We start from the raw sequence: 19,164 nt of genomic DNA, 5'->3' as shown, positions 1-19,164 counted from the left end.
CGGGGGTGGAAGCGTTCCAGCGTTCCTCATTGTCCCGCGTCGATCGACACCGGGTCACACCGGCTCGCAGCATGGAGCCATGCCGAACAGCCGCGTCACCGACGCTCTGGCGCTGATGGTGCTGGTCATCTGCACCGCGATCGTGATCACCCTGCTCGACGGCCGCTGAAGGCCGCCCGCGGCAGAGAACCACAGCTCAAACCCCGCACCACCCGCACCACCGAACCGACCGAACCGACCGACCCGACCGACCCGACCGACCTGACCGACCGACCGACCACCCACGGGGGAACCACCATGCGCACGTCCGTCCGCCGCCGCCTCGCCCTGCCCACCGCCGCACTCGCCGCGGCGCTCGCCCTCACGGCCTGCCAGTCCACCGACCAGGAGCCGACGGCCGAGTCCCCGGAGAAGCCGCGGCACACCACCACCGCGCCGGCGGCGACGCCGACGACCGCCGAGCCGACCCGGACCGCGACCCCGACCGGGACTCCGGCCCGGACCCCCGCCTCGTCCCCGACCGGGACCCCTGAGCCGGCCCCCGAGCCGACCCGGACCACGCCCCCCGGCAAGCCCGCACCCACCCCCACCACGGCCAAGCCCCGTCCGTCGGCCGACGGCGACGACGTCCCGGCCAGCCGCCCCTGCACCGCCGCGGACGTGAAGGTCGTGGCGAGCAAGGTCACCCGGCCGATCAACCACCTGGCGCTGACGATCACGAACACCGGCGGCCGGCGCTGCGACGCCATGGGCGCGCCCCTGGTCGGTTTCGACGAGAGCCAGGCGCCGATCAGGATCGTGGAGGAGAGCAAGCCGCAGGCCGTGGTGACCCTGCTGCCCGGGGAGTCGGCCTACGCGTCCCTGATCCTCACCGGGGAGCCGGGCGGGGACACACACGGCACGACCGTCCGCACGATCAAGGTGAACCTGACCACGGACAGCATGGAGACGGTGGCGGCGCCGAAGGGCACGTACGTGGACGACGGCGCCGCCGTCTCGTACTGGCAGCGGGAGCTGGAGGACGCCCTCCAGTACTGACGCCCGCTGACGCCTGCCGACGCCCGCTGACGCCTGCTGACGCCCGGGATCCGGCGTCAGCGGTTGATCGGGTACGAGGTCCGCCCGGACGCCTCGTCGATCTCCGCGTGCGCCTTCTGGAGCAGCTGCGAGGCCAGGTCCATCAGGGCGCGGGCCCCGGCGATCTCCTCGCCGACCTTCAGCTGTTCCGGATCGGAGGGGTGGCGGTGGGCGGTGCCGTGAGCCCGGAACTCGGAGCCGTCCGAGAGCCGGACCATGGCCGCCGCCCGCGTCCGGTCCCCCTCCTCCTTGAACTCCATGTCGACATGCCAGCCGACGAGCGTGTTCATCATGAGGACCACCTCCGGGAGGTACCTGTCGGGTACCTCTCCAGGGTGCGCCGCCCGGCGGTCAGCGGCGAGCCGACCCGAGCTTCCGCGCCACCTCGGTGGCCCAGTAGGTGAGGATCATCTGGGCACCGGCCCGGCGGATGCCGGTGAGGGTCTCCAGGATCGCCTTGTCGCGGTCGATCCAGCCCTTCTCGGCGGCGGCCTCGACCATCGCGTACTCGCCGCTGATCTGGTAAGCGGCGACGGGCACGTCCACGGACTCCGCGACCTTCGCGAGCACGTCCAGGTAGGGCCCGGCGGGCTTCACCATCACCATGTCCGCGCCCTCCTCCAGGTCCAGCGCCAGCTCGCGCATCGACTCGCGGAGGTTGGCGGGGTCCTGCTGGTAGGTCTTGCGGTCGCCGGTGAGGGACGAGCCTACGGCCTCGCGGAAGGGGCCGTAGAAGGCGGAGGAGTACTTCGCGGTGTACGCGAGGATCGACACGTCCTCCTTGCCGATGGTGTCCAGCGCGTCGCGGATCACCCCGACCTGGCCGTCCATCATCCCGGAGGGTCCGACGACGTGGACGCCGGCGTCGGCCTGGACCTGCGCCATCTCGGCGTAGCGCTCCAGGGTGGCGTCGTTGTCGACCCGGCCGTCCTCGGCGAGGACGCCGCAGTGGCCGTGGTCGGTGTACTCGTCGAGGCAGAGGTCCGACATGATCACGAGCTCGTCGCCGACCTCGGCGCGGACGTCCCTGATGGCGACCTGGAGGATCCCGTCCGGATCCGTGCCCGCCGTGCCGAGCGCGTCCTTCTTGGCGTCCTCCGGCACGCCGAAGAGCATGATCCCGGAGACGCCCGCCTCCAGGGCCTCCACCGCGGCCTTCCGCAGGCTGTCCCGCGTGTGCTGGACGACGCCGGGCATCGCGCCGATCGGCACGGGCTCGGTGACGCCCTCGCGCACGAACGCGGGCAGGATCAGGTCGGCCGGGTCGAGGCGGGTCTCGGCCACCATCCGCCGCATGGCGGGCGTCGTCCGCAGCCGACGCGGCCGGGCCCCGGGAAAGCTTCCATACGAGTTCATCCCCCGAATCTACGCCCGCCCCCGCACCCCACTTACCGACACCCTGTTGCCGCCGCCCGCCCCCGCGCCGCCCCACCCACCGACTCCCTGCTCCCGCCGCCCCGCCCTCGCGCCGTCCCATCCATCGACACCCTGCTCCCGCCGCCCCGCCCCCGCGCCGCACGGCCCAGCTGCACGCGTACGCCCGCCGCCCCGCCCCCGCGCCGCACCCACCGGCACCCTCCGCCGCCCTCCGCCGCCCTCCGCCGTCCTCCGCCCGCAACGCGAAGGCGCGGGCCCTCCGAAGAGGACCCGCGCCACGACCGTCCCGCGACGGCGACGCCTACGTGGTCCGCCGCCTCCGTGCCCCCGGCCGCCGCTCGCTCGGCCGGGTGACCGGGTCGCCCGCCTCCAAGGCCGCCTCCCGCCGCCGCAGGCCGAACTCCGCCAGCGCCTCGGCCAGCTTGTGCACGGACGGCTCGGGCGACAGCACGTCGACGCGCAGACCGTGCTCCTCCGCCGTCTTGGCGGTGGCGGGGCCGATACAGGCGATGACGGTCACGTTGTGCGGCTTGCCGGCGATCCCGACCAGATTCCGCACGGTCGAGGACGACGTGAACAGCACGGCGTCGAAGCCGCCGCCCTTGATCGCCTCGCGCGTGTCCGCCGGCGGCGGCGACGCGCGCACGGTCCGGTAGGCCGTGACGTCGTCGACCTCCCAGCCGAGCTCGATCAGCCCGGCGACGAGCGTCTCGGTCGCGATGTCGGCGCGCGGCAGGAAGACGCGGTCGATCGGGTCGAAGACCGGGTCGTACGGCGGCCAGTCCTCCAGGAGGCCCGCCGCGGACTGCTCGCCGCTCGGCACGAGGTCCGGCTTCACACCGAAGTCGACGAGCGCGGCGGCCGTCTGCTCGCCCACCGCCGCGACCTTGATGCCGGCGAAGGCGCGGGCGTCGAGCCCGTACTCCTCGAACTTCTCCCGCACGGCCTTCACCGCGTTGACCGAGGTGAAGGCGATCCACTCGTACCGTCCGGTGACGAGCCCCTTCACGGCCCGCTCCATCTGCTGCGGGGTGCGCGGCGGCTCGACCGCGATGGTCGGCACCTCGTGCGGCACGGCGCCGTACGAGCGCAGCTGGTCGGAGAGCGACGCGGCCTGCTCCTTGGTGCGCGGGACGAGCACCCGCCAGCCGAAGAGCGGCTTGGACTCGAACCACGAGAGCTGGTCGCGCTGCGCCGGGGCGCTGCGCTCGCCGACCACGGCTATCACCGGCCGGTGGCCCTCGGGCGAGGGGAGCACCTTGCCCTGCTTGAAGACCTGGGCGATCGTCCCGAGGGTCGCGGTCCAGGTCCGCTGGCGGGTCGTCGTGCCGCCGATGGTGACGGTGAGCGGGGTGTCCGGCTTGCGGCCCGCGGCCACCAGCTCGCCGGCGGCCGCGGCGACGGCGTCGAGCGAGGTGGAGACGACGACGGTGCCGTCGGAGGCGCCGACCTCGGCCCAGCAGCGGTCGTCGGCGGTCCGGGCGTCGACGAAGCGGACGTCGGTGCCGTGGGCGTCACGGAGCGGCACACCGGCGTACGCGGGGACGCCGACGGCGGTCGCGACGCCGGGGACGACCTCGAAGGGGATGCCCTCGGCGGCGCAGGCGAGCATCTCGGTGCCGGCGTTCCCGTCGAGACCGGGGTCGCCGGTCACCGCACGGACGACCCGCCTGCCGCCGCGCGCGGCCTCCATGACAAGATTGGCCGCATCCCTCAACACGGGGACACCGGCGGTTGTTGACGCCTCGTCAACAACCGTCAGCTCAGGCGTGCTCACGCCCGCGCGCGCATGGCCGCGGACGACTTCGAGGACCTCCGGCTCGGCGATCAGGACGTCCGCTCCGGCCAGGGCCTCGACGGCCCGGAGGGTCAGGAGTCCGGGGTCGCCTGGGCCTGCGCCGAGGAAGGTGACGTGGCCGTGGCCCGCGAAGACGGGGGACACGGGGCTGGTGGTCGGGCTGGCGGGGTTCAAAGTGCTCGCTCCCCCATAAGACCGGCCGCACCCTTGGCGAGCATCTCGGCCGCGAGTTCGCGTCCGAGCGCCGCCGCCTCGTCGTGCGAGGTGGGGACGGGACCGGTGGTGGACAGCTGCACCAGCGTCGAGCCGTCGGTGGTGCCGACGACGCCGCGCAGGCGCATTTCGGTGACAACCTGCCCGTGACCGGGGCCGTCGGCCAGGATGTCGGCGAGCGCTCCCACGGGTGCGCTGCAGCCGGCCTCCAGGGCGGCGAGCAGGGATCGCTCTGCGGTCACGGCGGCCCGCGTGCGCGGGTCGTCGAGGGCGGAGAGCGCGGCGACGAGGTCGGAGTTCGACGCCGGGCATTCGACGGCCAGGGCTCCCTGGCCGGGGGCGGGCAGCACGGCGTCGACCGACAGGTGCTGGGCCGACAGGCCGCCGAGGAGTTCCTCGGTGCCGCCGATGCGGTTGAGTCCGGCCGCGGCGAGGACGACGGCGTCCAGCTCGCCCTTGCGGACGTAGCCGACGCGGGTGTCGACGTTGCCGCGGATCGGGACGCAGGTGAGGTCGAGGCCGTGGCTGCGGGCGTACGCGTGCAGCTGGGCCGTGCGGCGCGGCGAGCCGGTCCCGACGCGGGCGCCCGCGGGCAGCCGGTCGAGGGAGAGGCCGTCGCCGGCGATGAGGACGTCGCGCGGGTCCTCGCGCCGCGGGATCGCGGCCAGCACCAGCTCGGGGTGCTGGGCGGTCGGCAGGTCCTTCAGGGAGTGGACGGCGAAGTCGACCTCGCCGTCGAGCAGCGCGTCACGCAGGGCGGCGACGAAGACGCCGGTGCCGCCGATCTGCGCGAGGTGCTCACGGGAGGTGTCCCCGTACGTGGTGATCTCCACGAGCTCGACGGGTCGGCCGGTCAGCTGCCGGACCGCGTCGGCCACGTGCCCGGACTGGGCCATGGCGAGCTTGCTGCGCCTGGTCCCGAGCCTCAGTGCCCTCTCGGTCATACTCGCCCTCGGTTCTTGACGTCGGCGTCATTCAGGTCGGCCCGGGAGACGGAAGCGACCGTCTCCGGGTCGAGGTCGAAGAGTGTCCGCAGCGCGTCCGCGTACCCGGCGCCGCCGGGCTCGCTGGCGAGCTGCTTGACCCGCACGGTCGGCGCGTGCAGGAGCTTGTCGACGACGCGGCGCACGGTCTGGGTGATCTCGGCGCGCTGCTTGTCGTCGAGGCCGGGGAGGCGGCCTTCCAGGCGGGCGACCTCGCTGGCCACCACGTCGGCGGCCATGGTGCGCAGGGCGACCACGGTCGGGGTGATGTGGGCGGCGCGCTGGGCGGCGCCGAAGGCGGCGACCTCGTCGGCGACGATGGAGCGGACCTGGTCGACGTCGGAGGCCATGGGGGCGTCGGCGGAGGCGTCGGCCAGGGACTCGATGTCGACGAGCCGGACACCGGGCGTCCGGTGGGCGGCGGCGTCGATGTCGCGGGGCATGGCGAGGTCGAGCAGGTACAGGGTCCCCTCGCGGCCGCCGGCGGCGGCTTCGACCGCCTCGCCGGAGAGGACGAGGCCGGTGGCGCCGGTGCAGGAGACGACGACGTCCGCCCGGTCCAGTTCGTCGCCGACGGCAACCATCTCGGCCGCGCGCGCGGCCACGCCCGTACCTCCGGGCTCGGCGAGGATCTCGGCGAGCCGCTCGGCGCGGGCGAGGGTGCGGTTGGCGATGGCGATCTCGGCGACGCCCGAGCGGGCGAGGGTCGCGGCGGCCAGCGAGGACATGGAGCCGGCGCCGATGACGAGGGCGCGCTTGCCGCGTGCCCAGCTCTCGACCTCGGCGCCCTGGGCCAGCTGCTCCAGGCCGAAGGTGACGAGCGACTGCCCGGCCCGGTCGATGCCGGTCTCGCTGTGGGCGCGCTTGCCGACCCGCAGGGCCTGCTGGAAGAGGTCGTTGAGGAGCCGTCCCGCGGTGTGCAGCTCCTGGCCGAGGGCGAGGGCGTCCTTGATCTGGCCGAGGATCTGGCCCTCGCCGACGACCATGGAGTCGAGGCCGCAGGCCACCGAGAAGAGGTGGTGGACGGCCCGGTCCTCGTAGTGGACGTAGAGGTAGGGGGTGAGTTCCTCCAGGCCGACGCCGCTGTGCTGGGCGAGGAGCGTGGAGAGCTCGGCGACGCCCGCGTGGAACTTGTCCACGTCGGCGTAGAGCTCGATGCGGTTGCAGGTGGCGAGGACGGTGGCCTCGGCGGCCGGTTCGGCGGCGAGGGTGTCCTGGAGGAGCTTGGCCTGGGTGTCCGGGGGCAGCGAGGCCCGCTCCAGGATGGAGACGGGAGCGCTGCGGTGGCTCAGGCCGACGACGAGGAGGCTCATGCCGGCATCACCGCGGGGGCGTCCCCGTCGGGTCCCTTGCGACCGCTCGCGGCGGTGGTACGGGTCGCGGCCGGCGGTGCCGCGGGGGCGGCGGCCTGCGGCGGGGCGGGCTCGTCGCCCAGCTCCTCGCCGGCCTTCCGCTGCTCGTGGAAGGCGAGGATCTGCAGCTCGATGGAGAGGTCCACCTTGCGCACGTCGACGCCGTCGGGCACGGAGAGCACGGTCGGGGCGAAGTTGAGGATCGAGGTGACGCCGGCGGCGACGAGGCGGTCGCAGACCGCCTGGGCGACGCCGGCCGGGGTCGCGATGACGCCGATGGAGACGCCGTCCTCGACGATGATCTTCTCGAGGTCGTCGCTGTGCTGGACCGGGATCCCGGCGACCGGCTTGCCGGTCATCGCGGGGTCGGCGTCGATCAACGCGGCGACGCGGAAGCCACGGGAGGCGAAGCCGCCGTAACCGGCGAGCGCGGCGCCGAGGTTACCGATGCCGACGATCACGACGGGCCAGTCCTGGGTCAGACCGAGCTCGCGGGAGATCTGGTAGACGAGGTACTCGACGTCGTAGCCGACACCGCGGGTGCCGTACGAGCCGAGGTAGCTGAAGTCCTTCCGCAGCTTCGCGGAGTTGACGCCGGCCGCCGCCGCGAGCTCCTCCGAGGAGACCGTGGGTACGGAGCGCTCCGACAGCGCGGTCAGGGCGCGCAGATACAGCGGAAGGCGGGCGACGGTGGCCTCGGGAATTCCTCGGCTACGGGTCGCCGGTCGGTGAGTTCGGCCAGTTGCCACGGTGCTCCTGCGGGATGAGCGGGGCTGCAGGCGGCCATACGTCCCAAGACCGCCCCGTCGAATGCAGGCTATGTCTTTGTGAACGCGTGCACAAAGATGGTGTCCGTTTTGTCCGGCCAAAGTGACCGGGGTCACGCGACCGGTTCTCGCCGCCGTGGAACCGTCGCACGGCGCGACGCGTTGGGATCCCGAAGGGGGCAAAGCCGCACACACTCCTCACGACGTGGCCCCCTAATGCCAACAAAACGTCCTGATGGTAACCGGCTTTCGGTCACACACCCAGTTCGCGCCGGAGTCGCTCCGCGTCCACCCGCCAGAAGGTGTGCTGCTCCCCGTCCACCAGGACGACGGGAATCTGCTCCCAGTACTCCTTGTACAGCGCCTCGTCCTGGAGGATGTCCCGCTCCTCCCAGCGCGCCCCGGTCTCGGCGCACACGGCCTCGACCACCGCCCGGGCGTCGTCGCAGAGATGACACCCCGGCTTTCCGATCAGCGTCACGGTCCGCGCGGCCGGGTCCTTCGCCGCGTCCTTCTTCCTGCCACGTCCGAACATGCCGTCCATTGTCCCGCCCCGCCACGGCGGCGACCCGCACTGTTCACACGACGGCATCCCCACAAGTCGGGAAGTACCGAACAGACTGGCTATGCTCCAGACATGGCCGCTCTGGGATGGCTCACCCCCCGTAGGCGCTCCGCCACCGCGCGCAGCGTCCTGGCAGGCGAGGCCGCCGCGGAGGCGGCCCGCAAGACCTCGCTCCAGCTGGAACGGGAGCGGGAGGAGGAGGCCGCCGCCATCGAGGCGGCCTCGGAAACGGCTCCGCAGGAGCCCGAGTTCCCGGTCGTCGGCGACGTCCGGGCCGCCGCCTTCTTCGACCTCGACAACACCGTGATGCAGGGCGCCGCGATCTTCCACTTCGGCCGCGGCCTGTACAAGCGGAAGTTCTTCCAGCGCCGCGAACTCGCCCGCTTCGCATGGGCGCAGGTCTGGTTCCGGCTGGCCGGCGTCGAGGACCCCGAGCACATGCAGGAGGCCCGCGACAGCGCGCTCTCCATCGTCAAGGGCCACCGCGTCTCCGAACTGATGTCGATCGGCGAGGAGATCTACGACGAGTACATGGCCGACCGGATCTGGCCGGGCACCCGCGCCCTCGCCCAGGCCCACCTCGACGCGGGCCAGAAGGTCTGGCTGGTCACGGCCGCCCCGGTCGAGACGGCCACGATCATCGCCCGCCGCCTCGGCCTCACCGGCGCGCTCGGCACGGTCGCCGAGTCGGTGGACGGCGTCTACACCGGCCGGCTCGTCGGCGAGCTCCTGCACGGCCCCGCGAAGGCGGAGGCGGTACGCGCGCTGGCCGCCGCCGAGAGCCTGGACCTCGCCCGCTGCGCCGCGTACAGCGACTCGCACAACGACATCCCGATGCTCTCGCTCGTCGGGCACCCGTACGCGGTCAACCCGGACACCAAGCTGCGCAAGCACGCCAGGGACCGCGAGTGGCGGCTGCGCGACTACCGGACCGGCCGCAAGGCGGCGAAGATCGGCATCCCGGCCGCCGCAGGCCTCGGCGCCGTCGCCGGCGGCACCGCCGCCGCGGTCGCCCTCCACCGCCGCCGCCACTGACCCCGGGCCGAGCCGCCACGCCTCGGCCACCGGCACGGCGACACCCCGCCCCGGCCCACCGAACTCCCTTGCGCCTCCGGCCCGCCGGGCCGGTGCCGATACGTTTCGGCTGCGATCATCTGCGACAACCACGGACCAGCGGGGCTCACCCGTCCGTGGTCGAACAGCCGCGCACCCCTCGACTCCCGGGCATTCCCGCGCCCTTACCCACGAGCGGCCCGGCCCATTCCCCTCTACCTCACATGAGCACAACGCAACGCCGACGCAGTCACACTCGGAAGTCAATCGATCAATAACCGATCACCAAGTGCTACTTGATGCGGCGGCAATCTATAACTGAAGCGACGTAATCGATGATTTAGGCAACTGGGTGTAGCGCTGCCTGTACGAAGCGTTATTCTCCTCAGACGCACAGCGGAACCCTCCCGTCGCCACGACGAGTGAACGGCTCCGCACTGCACGTGATGGAAGCTCTGCCTCTGGGAGTCCCGTGTACCCACACGTCGGGGTTGACGCCTCGGGCCTGGCTACGCTGCGCGCAACGGTCCTCGACCACTTGCGTGGCTTCGTCCCCACCGCGTACGTCGGTCCTGCGCCCGCCTTCGCCGCACCGGCACCGGCCGGTCCTTGCTATGCCCTCGCCGACGGCGGTGCCGCCGTCGGCAGACGGAGCGCGCGCGGCGGCGCCGGAAGCCCGGCCACCGCCCGACGCCCCACCGCCGACAGCGACAGCGCCCGCATGATGGATCTGGTCGAACGCGCCCAGGCCGGCGAGGCGGACGCGTTCGGCAGGCTGTACGACCAGTACAGCGACACCGTCTACCGCTACATCTACTACCGCGTCGGCGGGAAGGCGACGGCGGAGGACCTCACCAGCGAGACGTTCCTGCGCGCCCTGCGCCGGATCTCCACCTTCACCTGGCAGGGCCGCGACTTCGGCGCCTGGCTCGTCACCATCGCCCGCAACCTGGTCGCCGACCACTTCAAGTCCAGCCGCTTCCGGCTGGAGGTCACCACCGGCGAGATGCTCGACGCCAACGAGGTCGAGCGCAGCCCGGAGGACTCCGTCCTCGAGTCCCTCTCCAACGCCGCGCTGCTCGACGCCGTCCGCCGCCTCAACCCCCAGCAGCAGGAGTGCGTGACCCTCCGCTTCCTCCAGGGCCTCTCGGTCGCCGAGACCGCGCGGGTCATGGGGAAGAACGAGGGCGCCATCAAGACCCTCCAGTACCGGGCCGTCCGCACCCTGGCCCGGCTCCTGCCCGAGGACGCCCGCTGACCCGGGCCGCCGACCGCCGCCACCCTCCCGTCCCCACCCGCCCCACCCCCGACCGCCCCCGTCCCCACCCCCCGTGAAGTCTCTTGACCCCCTCACCCATACACATCCCCCCACGCCACCACTGCCCGTCCCACATCACAGTCGGTGACGCTTCGATGACGCACTGGTCCGATCATCCTTCGCGCGTAACCCAAGTGCCGCGCCGCTCGTTGTGCGAAATGCAGGCTCCCTGTGGTCACGCCCTGCCAGCAGACACTCACTCGATCGTGTGGATCTGCTCAAGGAGGGCAACCTTCCGGACCCTTTGGGGAGTCGATCGTCATGACGAGAGGAGGTGCCGCCAGTGATCGCGAACGTGCACCGGCGGGCGAACGCCTTCGCCCAGGCCCTGGAGGACCGGGCGCCCGAGGGCGAGGCGGCCGACCGGCCCGACGCCCCGGCCGACACGGGCGACCAGGGACGGCTGTTGGCCTTGGCGAGCGGTCTCGGCGAACTGCCGAAGCCAGAGCTCGACCCCGAGGTCAAAGTGGTGCAGCGAGCCCAGCTCGTCGCCGCCATGGAGGCGATGTTCGCCCAGGGAACGGCCGCCGGGGGCCCCACCGTCCCGGAGCAGCGGACCACCAGGGGCGCCCACCGGGCCTCCCCGCTGCGGAAACTCCGCCCCCGATCCCGCTGGACCAAGGGGCTCGCGGCGGGCGGCCTCACCGTCGGTGTGGCGGCCGGAGCCTTCGGCGGCGTCGCCGCCGCCAGCTCCGACGCCCTCCCCGGTGACTCGCTCTACGGACTCAAGCGGGGCATGGAGGACCTCAAGCTCGGCATGGCCGACGACGACGCCGACCGCGGGGGCATCTACCTCGACCAGGCGTCCACCCGGCTGAGCGAGGCCCGCCGGCTCATGGAGCGCACCCGCTCCGGCGACCTCGACCACGAGTCCCTCAGCGAGATCCGGCGCGCCCTCGGCGGCATGAAGCACGACGCCGAGGAAGGACACCGGCTGCTCCGCCAGGCCTACGACCGGGACGGCGAGATCGCCCCGATGGCCCGGCTGAACTCCTTCGCCCAGGCCCACCGGGACACCTGGAACGGCCTGCGCGACCGTCTCCCCGTCCAGCTCACCGACGTCGGCCAAGAGGTCAGCGGCGTCTTCGAAGCCATAGACCAAGAGGTCGAGCCGCTCCAGTCGATGCTGCCCCGCACCCCCCAGAAGGGCGCGGTCGACCCCGGCGGCTCCAGCAGCAGCCCCACCGCCCGGCAGAACCAGCAGGGCACCGACACCCAGCAGCCCCCGGCCGCCCAGGACGCCCCCACCCAGGGCAGCCACCCGGCCACCACCACCCCCCGGCCCTCCGGCACCACCCAGGGCACCGGACAGGGAGGCGACCCCACCACCGGCACCGGCACCACCCCGAGCCCGGGCGCCGAGACGGGCACCACCTCCCCCGAGGACGACGGACTCCTCGGCGGCAACACCGGCGGCCTCCTCCCGACCGCCCCCACGGGCACAGCACCCACCCCGGAGGAGAGCCACCCCACGCCGACACCCCCCGACGTCACCATCCCGCCACTCCTGCCGGGCCTCCTTCCAGGCCTCGGCATCGACAGCGAGGACGCTCGCTGACAAGGAGAAGGGGCGCCCCCACGGACGGGGGGCGCCCCTTCTTCCATGCCCGGCGAACGACAGCGGCGCGCGGGCTCACGTACCCCGGAGGAGCGGCCCCGGCTCCCAAGAGCCACGCACCCCCGGCAGAGAGACCCCGGTCCTAGAAGAAGACCGACCTCCGCTGCACCAACAGCTTGTACAGCGTGTGCTGGATCTGCTCCCTGACCTGGTCCGTCAGGTTGAACATGAGCATCGGGTCCTCCGCCGCCTCCGGCGGATACGAGTCCGTCGGGATCGGCTCCCCGAACTGGATCGTCCACTTCGTCGGCAGCGGCAGCATCCCCAGCGGCCCCAGCCACGGGAAGGTCGGCGTCACCGGTACGTACGGCAGCCCGAGCAGCCGCGCCAGCGTCTTCGCGTTCCCGATCATCGGGTAGATCTCCTCGGCGCCCACGATCGAGCACGGCACGATCGGCACCCCCGCCCGCAGCGCCGTCGAGACGAACCCGCCCCGCCCGAACCGCTGGAGCTTGTACCGCTCCGAGAACGGCTTCCCGATCCCCTTGAAGCCCTCGGGCATCACCCCGACGACCTCACCGGCCCTCAGCAGCCGCTCCGCGTCCTCCGCGCACGCCAGCGTGTGCCCCGCCTTCCGCGCCAGCTCGTTGACGACCGGCAGCACGAAGACCAGGTCGGCGGCGAGCAGCCGCAGATGCCGACCCGCCGGATGCCGGTCGTGCACCGCGACCTGCATCATCAGCCCGTCCAGCGGCAGCGTCCCGGAGTGGTTGGCGACGATCAGCGCCCCGCCCTTGTCCGGGATGTTCTCGACGCCCTTCACCTCCACCCGGAAGTACTTCTCGTACAGCGGGCGCAGCAGCGACATCAGCACCTGATCGGTCAGCTCGGCGTCGTAGCCGAACTCGTCGACCTCGTACTCGCCCGTCACCCGGCGCCGCAGGAACGCCAGCCCGCCCGCGAGCCGCCGCTCCCAGTCGGCCCGCCCCGACGCGACGCCCCCGCCCTCCCGGCCCGCGGCGGCCTCAGGGGCGCCGGACGCCTCAGGCGCCCCGTGGGCGCCGGCGGTGCCGTCCGGCACCTCCCGGGCGCCGGGCACCTCCCGCGCGCCCGGCAGCGCCCGTACCGCCGCCGTGCCCGTGCCGGCGTCGGACGGCTCCTCGGTCCGGGCCGGCCGGCGCCGGGCCCGCGACCGGTCGTCGTCGAAGGGAATCACCTTGGCGTCCGCCATCGCTGTCGCCGCTCCTCAGGATCCGTCGTGGGAAGGAATCGGATACGTCTCCGGGGCGACCCGGCCGGCCAGCCGGTCCACCGCCCCCGCGAGCGCCGCGGGCGGCAGCAGCCCCGGCCCCCGGCTGTCCGCGAAGTCCGCGAACGCCTCCGCCGTCGTGTACCGCGGCAGGAAGCCCAGCACCTCCCGCAGCTGCGTGGTCGACACGACCCGGCCGTGGGTGAGGAGCCGGATCTGCTCGGGCGCGAAGTCGGTCAGACCGACCGTCCGCAGCGCCGAGCCCACCCAGGTCACCGCGGGCAGCAGCAGCGGCACCGTGGGCCGCCCGAGCCGCCGCGCGCACTGCGACAGCAGCAGCACCCCGTCGCCCGCCACGTTGAAGGTCCCGCTGTTCAGCGACGCCCGGCGCGGTTCGTGCGCCACCAGCCGCAGCACGTCGACCACGTCGTCCTCGTGGACGAACTGGAGCCGCGGGTCGTACCCCAGGACCGTCGGCATCACCGGCAGCGACAGGTACTCGGTCAGCGGGGACTGCACCCGGGGTCCCAGGATGTTGGCGAACCGCAGCACGCACACCGCCACGTCCGGCCGCCGCCGGGCGAAGCCCCGTACGTACCCCTCGACCTCGACCGCGTCCTTCGCGAACCCGCCGCTCGGCAGCGACTTCGCCGGGGTCGTCTCGGTGAAGACCGCGGGATCGCGCGGTGCGGAGCCGTAGACGTTGGTGCTCGACTTCACCACCAGCCGGCCGACCCGGGGCGACTTCTGGCAGGCGCCGAGCAGCTGCATGGTGCCGATGACGTTGGTCTCCTTGACCGCCGTCCGGCCGCCCGCGCCCAGCGCCGTCCCCGTCACGTCGAGGTGCACCACCGTGTCCACCTCGTGCTCCGCGAGCACCCTGGCGATGGCCGGTCTGCGGATGTCCGCCCGGACGAATTCGGCGGCCCCCAGCGGATGCCCGGGCTCGACCGCGTCCACGGCCACCACCCGCTCCACCTCAGGGTCCCGCTGGATCCGCCGCACGAAACGGCCCCCCAGATGCCGGGCGGCACCGGTGACGAGCACGACCTTGCCCAAGATCAGCGCCTTCCGTCCGAACTTCCGTCCGTCTTCCCGTAGCCGCCACCGTAGCGCCTGCGTATTGCGGCGCAATGACGACGTGGCCCCTCACCGATGCCGGTGAGGGGCCACGCCAGGTCACGCACGGAGTACCGCTCGCGCGGTCGCCGCTCCTACTTCTTGTTGCGACGCTGAACGCGCGTGCGCTTGAGCAGCTTGCGGTGCTTCTTCTTGGCCATCCGCTTGCGCCGCTTCTTGATAACAGAGCCCACGACTACCCTCGCTCACTTCATCTCACTGGTGCGGGGCGTCTGGGCCCACACGACCTACGAGGGGTCAGCCTACCGCCCCTGGCACCGCACGAGTAATCCGAGGGCGGGACCGGGCTTCACCGGCCGTTCGGCCGCAGGACGACCGCGCGCCCGCTACGCGGTCCCCACCCCCACGTACGACTCCCTCAGGTACGCGTGAACCGCCTGTTCCGGGACCCGGAAGGACCGGCCCACCCGGATCGCCGGCAGATGACCGCTGTGCACCAAGCGGTACACGGTCATCTTCGACACGCGCATCACCGCGGCGACTTCCGCCACGGTCAGGAACTTGACCTCGTTGAGAGGCCGATCGCCAGCAGCCATGACCCACCTGTACCTTCCGCCGCGACGCCCACCGGCTTCCCCTCCGGTGACTCTTCGTCGTCGAACGCTCACGAATCAGACTAGGGGCGGGTGGTACGAGTGGGGAAGAGGAGCCCCTATCGCCCGTTTACCGTGACAGACACGCTCGATTGAGTACATAGCGCGTGAGGGGACGGTAGTACGCCGAGGGCACCCCGTCATCGAGCGGGACGGCCACCGCCACCTGCCCCTCGGCCTCCCCCACGAACAGCGCCGGATCGTCCGTGTCGGCCACCCCGATCGTCTCGATACCCAGCTGACCAGCGCCGCAGACCCAGCCGTGGTCCCCGACGACCAGCTCGGGCAGCGGCCCGCCGGCCTCCGCCGCGCTCTCCAGCACGGCCCGCACGGGCAGCGCCGAGTGCGAGTGCGCCCCCGGCTCGCGCCCGCCCTCCGGCGGTCCCGCCTCCCGTACGAACGCGACGCCGTGTACGTAGTCGAGGAGATACGTGCGTAGACCGAACCGGGTCGTTATGTCGACACATCTCCCCTGCGCGGGGGTGAGTACGTCACATCCCGCCGCCGACAAGGCGTCTGCGAGAGCGGCGTAGAAACCGAGCAGTCGATGCGGATGGCCCGTTCCGAACAGCACCGGAGCCCGCCGCGCCGCCGCCGCGGCGAGCCGTCCGGCGAAGGCGTCGAGCCCCCTCAGCGTCCGCTCCGGATCGATCACGTCCGGCCCCGAGCGGTGCTCCGGGTCCCCCGACACCCCGCACTTCTCGGCCATCAGACACAGCAGCTCGGCCTCGTCCCAGCCCCCGGCCGGCACGAGCCCCAGCGTCACCCGCGGGTCCCGCGCCGCGAAGAGCCGGTAGCTGCGCAGGCTGTCCTCCCGCGACGTCGCCACCGTCCCCGCCAACCCCGCCGCCAACAGATGCGCCCGCAGCGCCCCGGTACTCAACACCCTCCCGATGCTGCCGGATCACCCCTGTCGGAACGTCAGAACCAGTGCTCTACCGCACAGTTGGCGTAACCCGACGCTCTAGGCGAGCAGCCCCCGCAGCGGGAAGGCCGCCTTCCGGGTGGCGAGCACCGCCTGGTCGAGCCGGTCGGCGGGATCGTAACCGGCGCTCCACTCACGGAAGTCCACCGGCCATCGCCCGTCGGTCATCCGCCCCGGCCCGAGCTGCCGCGTCCGCGCGTACACCTCGTCCCGCCACGAGGGCGGGATCACCGTCTCCGGGGCCACGGGCGCGTGCGCCGCGATCCCCACCAGATGCGTCCAGGACCGCGGTACGACGTCCACCACGGCGTATCCGCCGCCGCCCAGCGCCACCCAGCGCCCGTCCGCGTACGCGTGCGCCAGCTCGTGACACGCCTCCTGCACGGCCCGCTGGGCGTCCAGCGACACCGCCAGGTGGGCCAGCGGGTCGTCGAAGTGGGTGTCGGCCCCGTGCTGGGTCACCAGCACCTGTGGCCGGAAGTCGGCGAGGAGCTCCGGCACGACGGCGTGGAAGGCCCGCAGCCAGCCCTCGTCCCCGGTCCCGGCCGGCAGCGCCACGTTCACCGCGCCGCCCTCGCCGGGTCCGGGCGCCCCGGTCTCCTCCGGCCAGCCGGTCTGCGGGAACAGCGTCCGGGGGTGCTCGTGCAGGGAGACGGTCAGGACCCGCGGGTCCTCCCAGAACGCCGCCTGCACCCCGTCGCCGTGGTGCACGTCGACGTCCACGTACGCGACCCGCTCCACGCCCAGTTCGAGCAGCCGGGCGATCGCCAGCGAGGCGTCGTTGTAGATGCAGAACCCGGCGGCGCCGCCCGGCATCGCGTGGTGCAGCCCGCCGGAGAAGTTCACGGCGTGCTCGGCCTCGCCCCGCCACACGGCCTCCGCCGCCGCCACCGACTGCCCGGCGATCAGCGCGGACGCCTCGTGCATCCCCTCGAACGCCGGGTCGTCGACCGTCCCGAGCCCGTACGCCTGGTCGGCGTGGCGCGGGTCGGCCGAGGCCGCCCTCACCGCCGCCACGTAGTCCTCGCGGTGCACGAGCCGCAGCGTCGAGTCCCCGGCCGGCTTGGCGGCGACCACGTCCACCGCCCGGTCGAGCCCGAAGGCCCGGACCAGCCCCATGGTCAGCGCGAGCCGCACCGGGTCCATCGGGTGCTGGGGCCCGAAGTCGTACCCCGTGACAGCTTCATCCCACATCAACCGCGCGCGACCGCTCATGCCCGCCACCGTATCGGGCCTCCCGCGCCCCGAACGACGTGGCATACACCACCGTCACCAGCACGAGCACCATCGGCACGAGCATGGCCCCGCGGTAGCTCCACGCGTCCCCGAGCGCTCCCACGAGCGGCGAGCCGACGAGGAAACCGACGTAGTTGAAGACGTTGAGCCGTGCGACGGCGGCGTCGCTGTTCCCGGGGAAGAGCCGCCCGGCCGCCGCGAAGGTCTGCGGCACGATCACGCTCAGCCCGAGCCCCAGCACCGTGAAGGCCGCGATCCCCACCCACGCCGACTGCGCCACCGCCACCAGCGCGAACCCGCAGGCCCCGAGCACCGCCCCGGCCCGCACGACCACCGTGGCCCCGAAGTGACGCACCCCGAGGTCGCCGACGGCCCGCCCGAGCAGCGTCGTCACCATGTACGCGTTGTACGGCACGGTCGCCGCCGCCTCCGACCCGCCGAGCACGTCCTGGAGGTACTTCGCCGACCAGTTGGAGACGGTCGAGTCCCCGATGTACGCGAAGGTCATCACCAGGCACAGCGGCAGCAGCAGCCGGAACGACAGCGCGCCGCCCTTCGTCTCCGCCCCGCCGCCCTGTGCCGCCGCCCCGTCCACGTACCACCGGCTGCCGAGGAACGCCGCCGGCGCCAGCACCACGACCACCGGCAGGTACGACCAGAGCAGCGACAGGTGCCAGTGGGCCCCCGCCCAGGCCAGCGAGGCCCCGGCGATCCCGCCGAGGCTGTACGCGGCGTGGAAGCCGAGCATGATGCTCCGCCCGTACGCCCGCTGGAGGCTCACCCCCAGCATGTTCATGGACGCGTCGAGCGCGCCGACCGCGAGCCCGAACACGCCGAGCGCGACGGCCGCCGTCCACAGGGCGTCTCCCGCGCCCACGGACAGCAGCGCCAGCAGGACGACGGGCTGCGACCACCGCAGCACCACCGAGGGCGACACCCTGGTGACGAGCTTCTCGGTCGCGACGCTGGCCGCGCCGGCGAGGACCGGCACGGCCGCCAGGAAGAGCGGCAGCAGCCCGTCGGAGATCCCGTACCGGTCCTGGATCCCTGGGATCCGGGTCACGAGCAGGGCGAAGGCCACACCCTGGACGAGGAAACTGAAGGCCAGGGAGGACCGCCCCCGCCGCAGCCGCGCATCGGTCATGGCGGCACAGCGTAGGCCCGTCACCTACCGATGGGTAGATGGATCACAGACCCAAAATGCCGGGGAGTTCGTCCATCCCGGAGAAGAACCCGCGGGCGCCGGCGAGCCGGTCCTCGGGCGTCATCGCCGTGAACCCGTAGACGTCCATACCGGCCGCGACGGCCGCCTGGACGCCGAGCCGGCTGTCCTCGACGACGACGCACCGCTCGGGCGGGACGCCCATCCGCGCGGCCGCGTGCAGGAAGAGGTCCGGCGCCGGCTTCCCCCGCCCCACGTCCTCCGCGCTGAAGACGACCTCCTCGGGGAACCAGGCGTCGAGCCCGGTCTTCCGGTGCCCGACCCGGATCCGCTCGTGGCTCCCGGAGGACGCCACACAGTAGGGGACTCCGGCGGCCACCAGCCGCTTGAGCACGTCCATCGCGCCTTCCACCGGCTCCAGTTCGGCCTTGAACGCCGCGAACACCCGCGCGTGGAAGGCGTCGTCGAAGTCCTCGGGCAGCCGCTGCCCGGTCCGTTCCCGCACGAGGTCGTGCACCCGGTGCAGGGCGGCCCCCATGTAGTCACGGAGGGAGTCCTCGTACGTGGTCGGGTGCCCGAGCTCGGTGAGGTAGCCGGCCAGCAGCCGATTGGAGAGGGGCTCGCTGTCGACGAGCACGCCGTCGTTGTCGAAGATCACGAGGTCGTAGCGCATGGCCCCAGCGTAGGGCCGCCGCATATTGCCCATGAACGCAAAAATGCCTCAACCCCCGGACAAGGTCCGGGGGTTGAGGCTAAAAATTGTTCGGCGGTGTCCTACTCTCCCACAGGGTCCCCCCT

At 72.7% G+C, this 19,164-nt stretch carries 19 protein-coding genes; 4 read left to right on the top strand and 15 right to left on the bottom strand.

Annotated elements, in window-relative coordinates; translation table 11 throughout:
- Nucleotides 1-297: 297 nt before the first annotated feature.
- A complete protein-coding gene (locus tag ACF1BN_RS14450; RefSeq protein ID WP_392331940.1) occupies nt 298-1,038 on the top strand; it encodes a DUF4232 domain-containing protein in 741 nt (246 codons plus the stop codon).
- Between the two features lie 56 nt (nt 1,039-1,094).
- On the opposite strand, the gene ACF1BN_RS14445 is transcribed toward ACF1BN_RS14450, so the two are convergent.
- The 7 genes from ACF1BN_RS14445 to ACF1BN_RS14415 all read right to left on the bottom strand — a co-directional run bounded on the left by ACF1BN_RS14445 (nt 1,095) and on the right by ACF1BN_RS14415 (nt 8,111).
- The gene (locus tag ACF1BN_RS14445) at nt 1,095-1,367 is read right to left on the bottom strand and encodes a DUF1876 domain-containing protein (protein WP_392332293.1); all 273 of its coding nucleotides are present in this window, start codon (nt 1,365-1,367) and stop codon (nt 1,095-1,097) included.
- Between the two features lie 61 nt (nt 1,368-1,428).
- Nucleotides 1,429-2,433, bottom strand: coding sequence for a porphobilinogen synthase (gene hemB, locus ACF1BN_RS14440; protein WP_392331939.1), 1,005 nt, complete (start codon nt 2,431-2,433; stop codon nt 1,429-1,431).
- A gap of 322 nt (nt 2,434-2,755) precedes the next feature.
- Complete coding sequence (locus ACF1BN_RS14435; RefSeq protein WP_392331938.1) at nt 2,756-4,426, bottom strand: uroporphyrinogen-III synthase; 1,671 nt, start codon at nt 4,424-4,426, stop codon at nt 2,756-2,758.
- Nucleotides 4,423-5,409 carry a hydroxymethylbilane synthase gene (gene hemC, locus ACF1BN_RS14430; protein ID WP_392331937.1) on the bottom strand — a complete coding sequence of 329 codons (987 nt, stop codon included), beginning with the start codon at nt 5,407-5,409 and terminating at the stop codon, nt 4,423-4,425. The genes ACF1BN_RS14435 and hemC overlap by 4 nt, the downstream gene beginning before the upstream one ends.
- Complete coding sequence (locus ACF1BN_RS14425) at nt 5,406-6,761, bottom strand: glutamyl-tRNA reductase (protein ID WP_392331936.1); 1,356 nt, start codon at nt 6,759-6,761, stop codon at nt 5,406-5,408. Before ACF1BN_RS14425 ends, hemC begins: the two co-directional genes overlap by 4 nt.
- On the bottom strand, nt 6,758-7,549 hold the full coding sequence (locus tag ACF1BN_RS14420) for a redox-sensing transcriptional repressor Rex (RefSeq protein ID WP_392331935.1): 792 nt from the start codon (nt 7,547-7,549) through the stop codon (nt 6,758-6,760). Before ACF1BN_RS14420 ends, ACF1BN_RS14425 begins: the two co-directional genes overlap by 4 nt.
- Nucleotides 7,550-7,820: 271 nt before the next feature.
- Nucleotides 7,821-8,111: a glutaredoxin family protein gene (locus ACF1BN_RS14415; protein ID WP_392331934.1), complete on the bottom strand. Its 291-nt coding sequence runs from the start codon at nt 8,109-8,111 to the stop codon at nt 7,821-7,823.
- Nucleotides 8,112-8,204: 93 nt separating this feature from the next.
- Between ACF1BN_RS14415 and ACF1BN_RS14410 the strand changes: the two genes are divergently transcribed.
- The 3 genes from ACF1BN_RS14410 to ACF1BN_RS14400 all read left to right on the top strand — a co-directional run bounded on the left by ACF1BN_RS14410 (nt 8,205) and on the right by ACF1BN_RS14400 (nt 12,061).
- Nucleotides 8,205-9,167 (top strand): HAD family hydrolase, encoded by a 963-nt coding sequence (locus ACF1BN_RS14410; protein WP_392331933.1) that lies wholly within the window; start codon nt 8,205-8,207, stop codon nt 9,165-9,167.
- Nucleotides 9,168-9,657: 490 nt separating this feature from the next.
- Nucleotides 9,658-10,443 carry an ECF subfamily RNA polymerase sigma factor, BldN family gene (locus tag ACF1BN_RS14405; RefSeq protein ID WP_392331932.1) on the top strand — a complete coding sequence of 262 codons (786 nt, stop codon included), beginning with the start codon at nt 9,658-9,660 and terminating at the stop codon, nt 10,441-10,443.
- A 343-nt stretch (nt 10,444-10,786) separates the two neighbouring features.
- The gene (locus ACF1BN_RS14400; protein WP_392331931.1) at nt 10,787-12,061 is read left to right on the top strand and encodes a DUF5667 domain-containing protein; all 1,275 of its coding nucleotides are present in this window, start codon (nt 10,787-10,789) and stop codon (nt 12,059-12,061) included.
- Nucleotides 12,062-12,203: 142 nt separating this feature from the next.
- On the opposite strand, the gene ACF1BN_RS14395 is transcribed toward ACF1BN_RS14400, so the two are convergent.
- The 8 genes from ACF1BN_RS14395 to ACF1BN_RS14360 all read right to left on the bottom strand — a co-directional run bounded on the left by ACF1BN_RS14395 (nt 12,204) and on the right by ACF1BN_RS14360 (nt 19,039).
- Nucleotides 12,204-13,292 carry a lysophospholipid acyltransferase family protein gene (locus tag ACF1BN_RS14395; protein ID WP_392331930.1) on the bottom strand — a complete coding sequence of 363 codons (1,089 nt, stop codon included), beginning with the start codon at nt 13,290-13,292 and terminating at the stop codon, nt 12,204-12,206.
- Between the two features lie 15 nt (nt 13,293-13,307).
- Nucleotides 13,308-14,369, bottom strand: a complete 1,062-nt coding sequence (locus ACF1BN_RS14390; protein WP_392331929.1) for an NAD-dependent epimerase/dehydratase family protein — start codon at nt 14,367-14,369, stop codon at nt 13,308-13,310.
- Between the two features lie 155 nt (nt 14,370-14,524).
- A complete protein-coding gene (locus ACF1BN_RS14385; protein WP_003948845.1) occupies nt 14,525-14,623 on the bottom strand; it encodes a 30S ribosomal protein bS22 in 99 nt (32 codons plus the stop codon).
- A gap of 153 nt (nt 14,624-14,776) precedes the next feature.
- Nucleotides 14,777-14,986: a helix-turn-helix domain-containing protein gene (locus ACF1BN_RS14380; RefSeq protein ID WP_030495139.1), complete on the bottom strand. Its 210-nt coding sequence runs from the start codon at nt 14,984-14,986 to the stop codon at nt 14,777-14,779.
- Between the two features lie 127 nt (nt 14,987-15,113).
- Nucleotides 15,114-15,929 (bottom strand): phosphatase, encoded by an 816-nt coding sequence (locus ACF1BN_RS14375; RefSeq protein WP_392331928.1) that lies wholly within the window; start codon nt 15,927-15,929, stop codon nt 15,114-15,116.
- Nucleotides 15,930-16,007: 78 nt separating this feature from the next.
- A complete protein-coding gene (locus ACF1BN_RS14370) occupies nt 16,008-17,183 on the bottom strand; it encodes an acetoin utilization protein AcuC (RefSeq protein ID WP_392331927.1) in 1,176 nt (391 codons plus the stop codon).
- Complete coding sequence (locus ACF1BN_RS14365) at nt 17,152-18,348, bottom strand: MFS transporter (protein ID WP_392331926.1); 1,197 nt, start codon at nt 18,346-18,348, stop codon at nt 17,152-17,154. The genes ACF1BN_RS14370 and ACF1BN_RS14365 overlap by 32 nt, the downstream gene beginning before the upstream one ends.
- A gap of 43 nt (nt 18,349-18,391) precedes the next feature.
- Nucleotides 18,392-19,039 (bottom strand): HAD family hydrolase, encoded by a 648-nt coding sequence (locus ACF1BN_RS14360; RefSeq protein WP_392331925.1) that lies wholly within the window; start codon nt 19,037-19,039, stop codon nt 18,392-18,394.
- Nucleotides 19,040-19,164 lie beyond the last annotated feature (125 nt).

The sequence above is a fragment of the Streptomyces sp. NPDC014861 genome (assembly GCF_043081625.1).
Lineage (GTDB): Bacteria > Actinomycetota > Actinomycetes > Streptomycetales > Streptomycetaceae > Streptomyces.
This window is presented reverse-complemented; position numbering and strand designations above follow the sequence as displayed.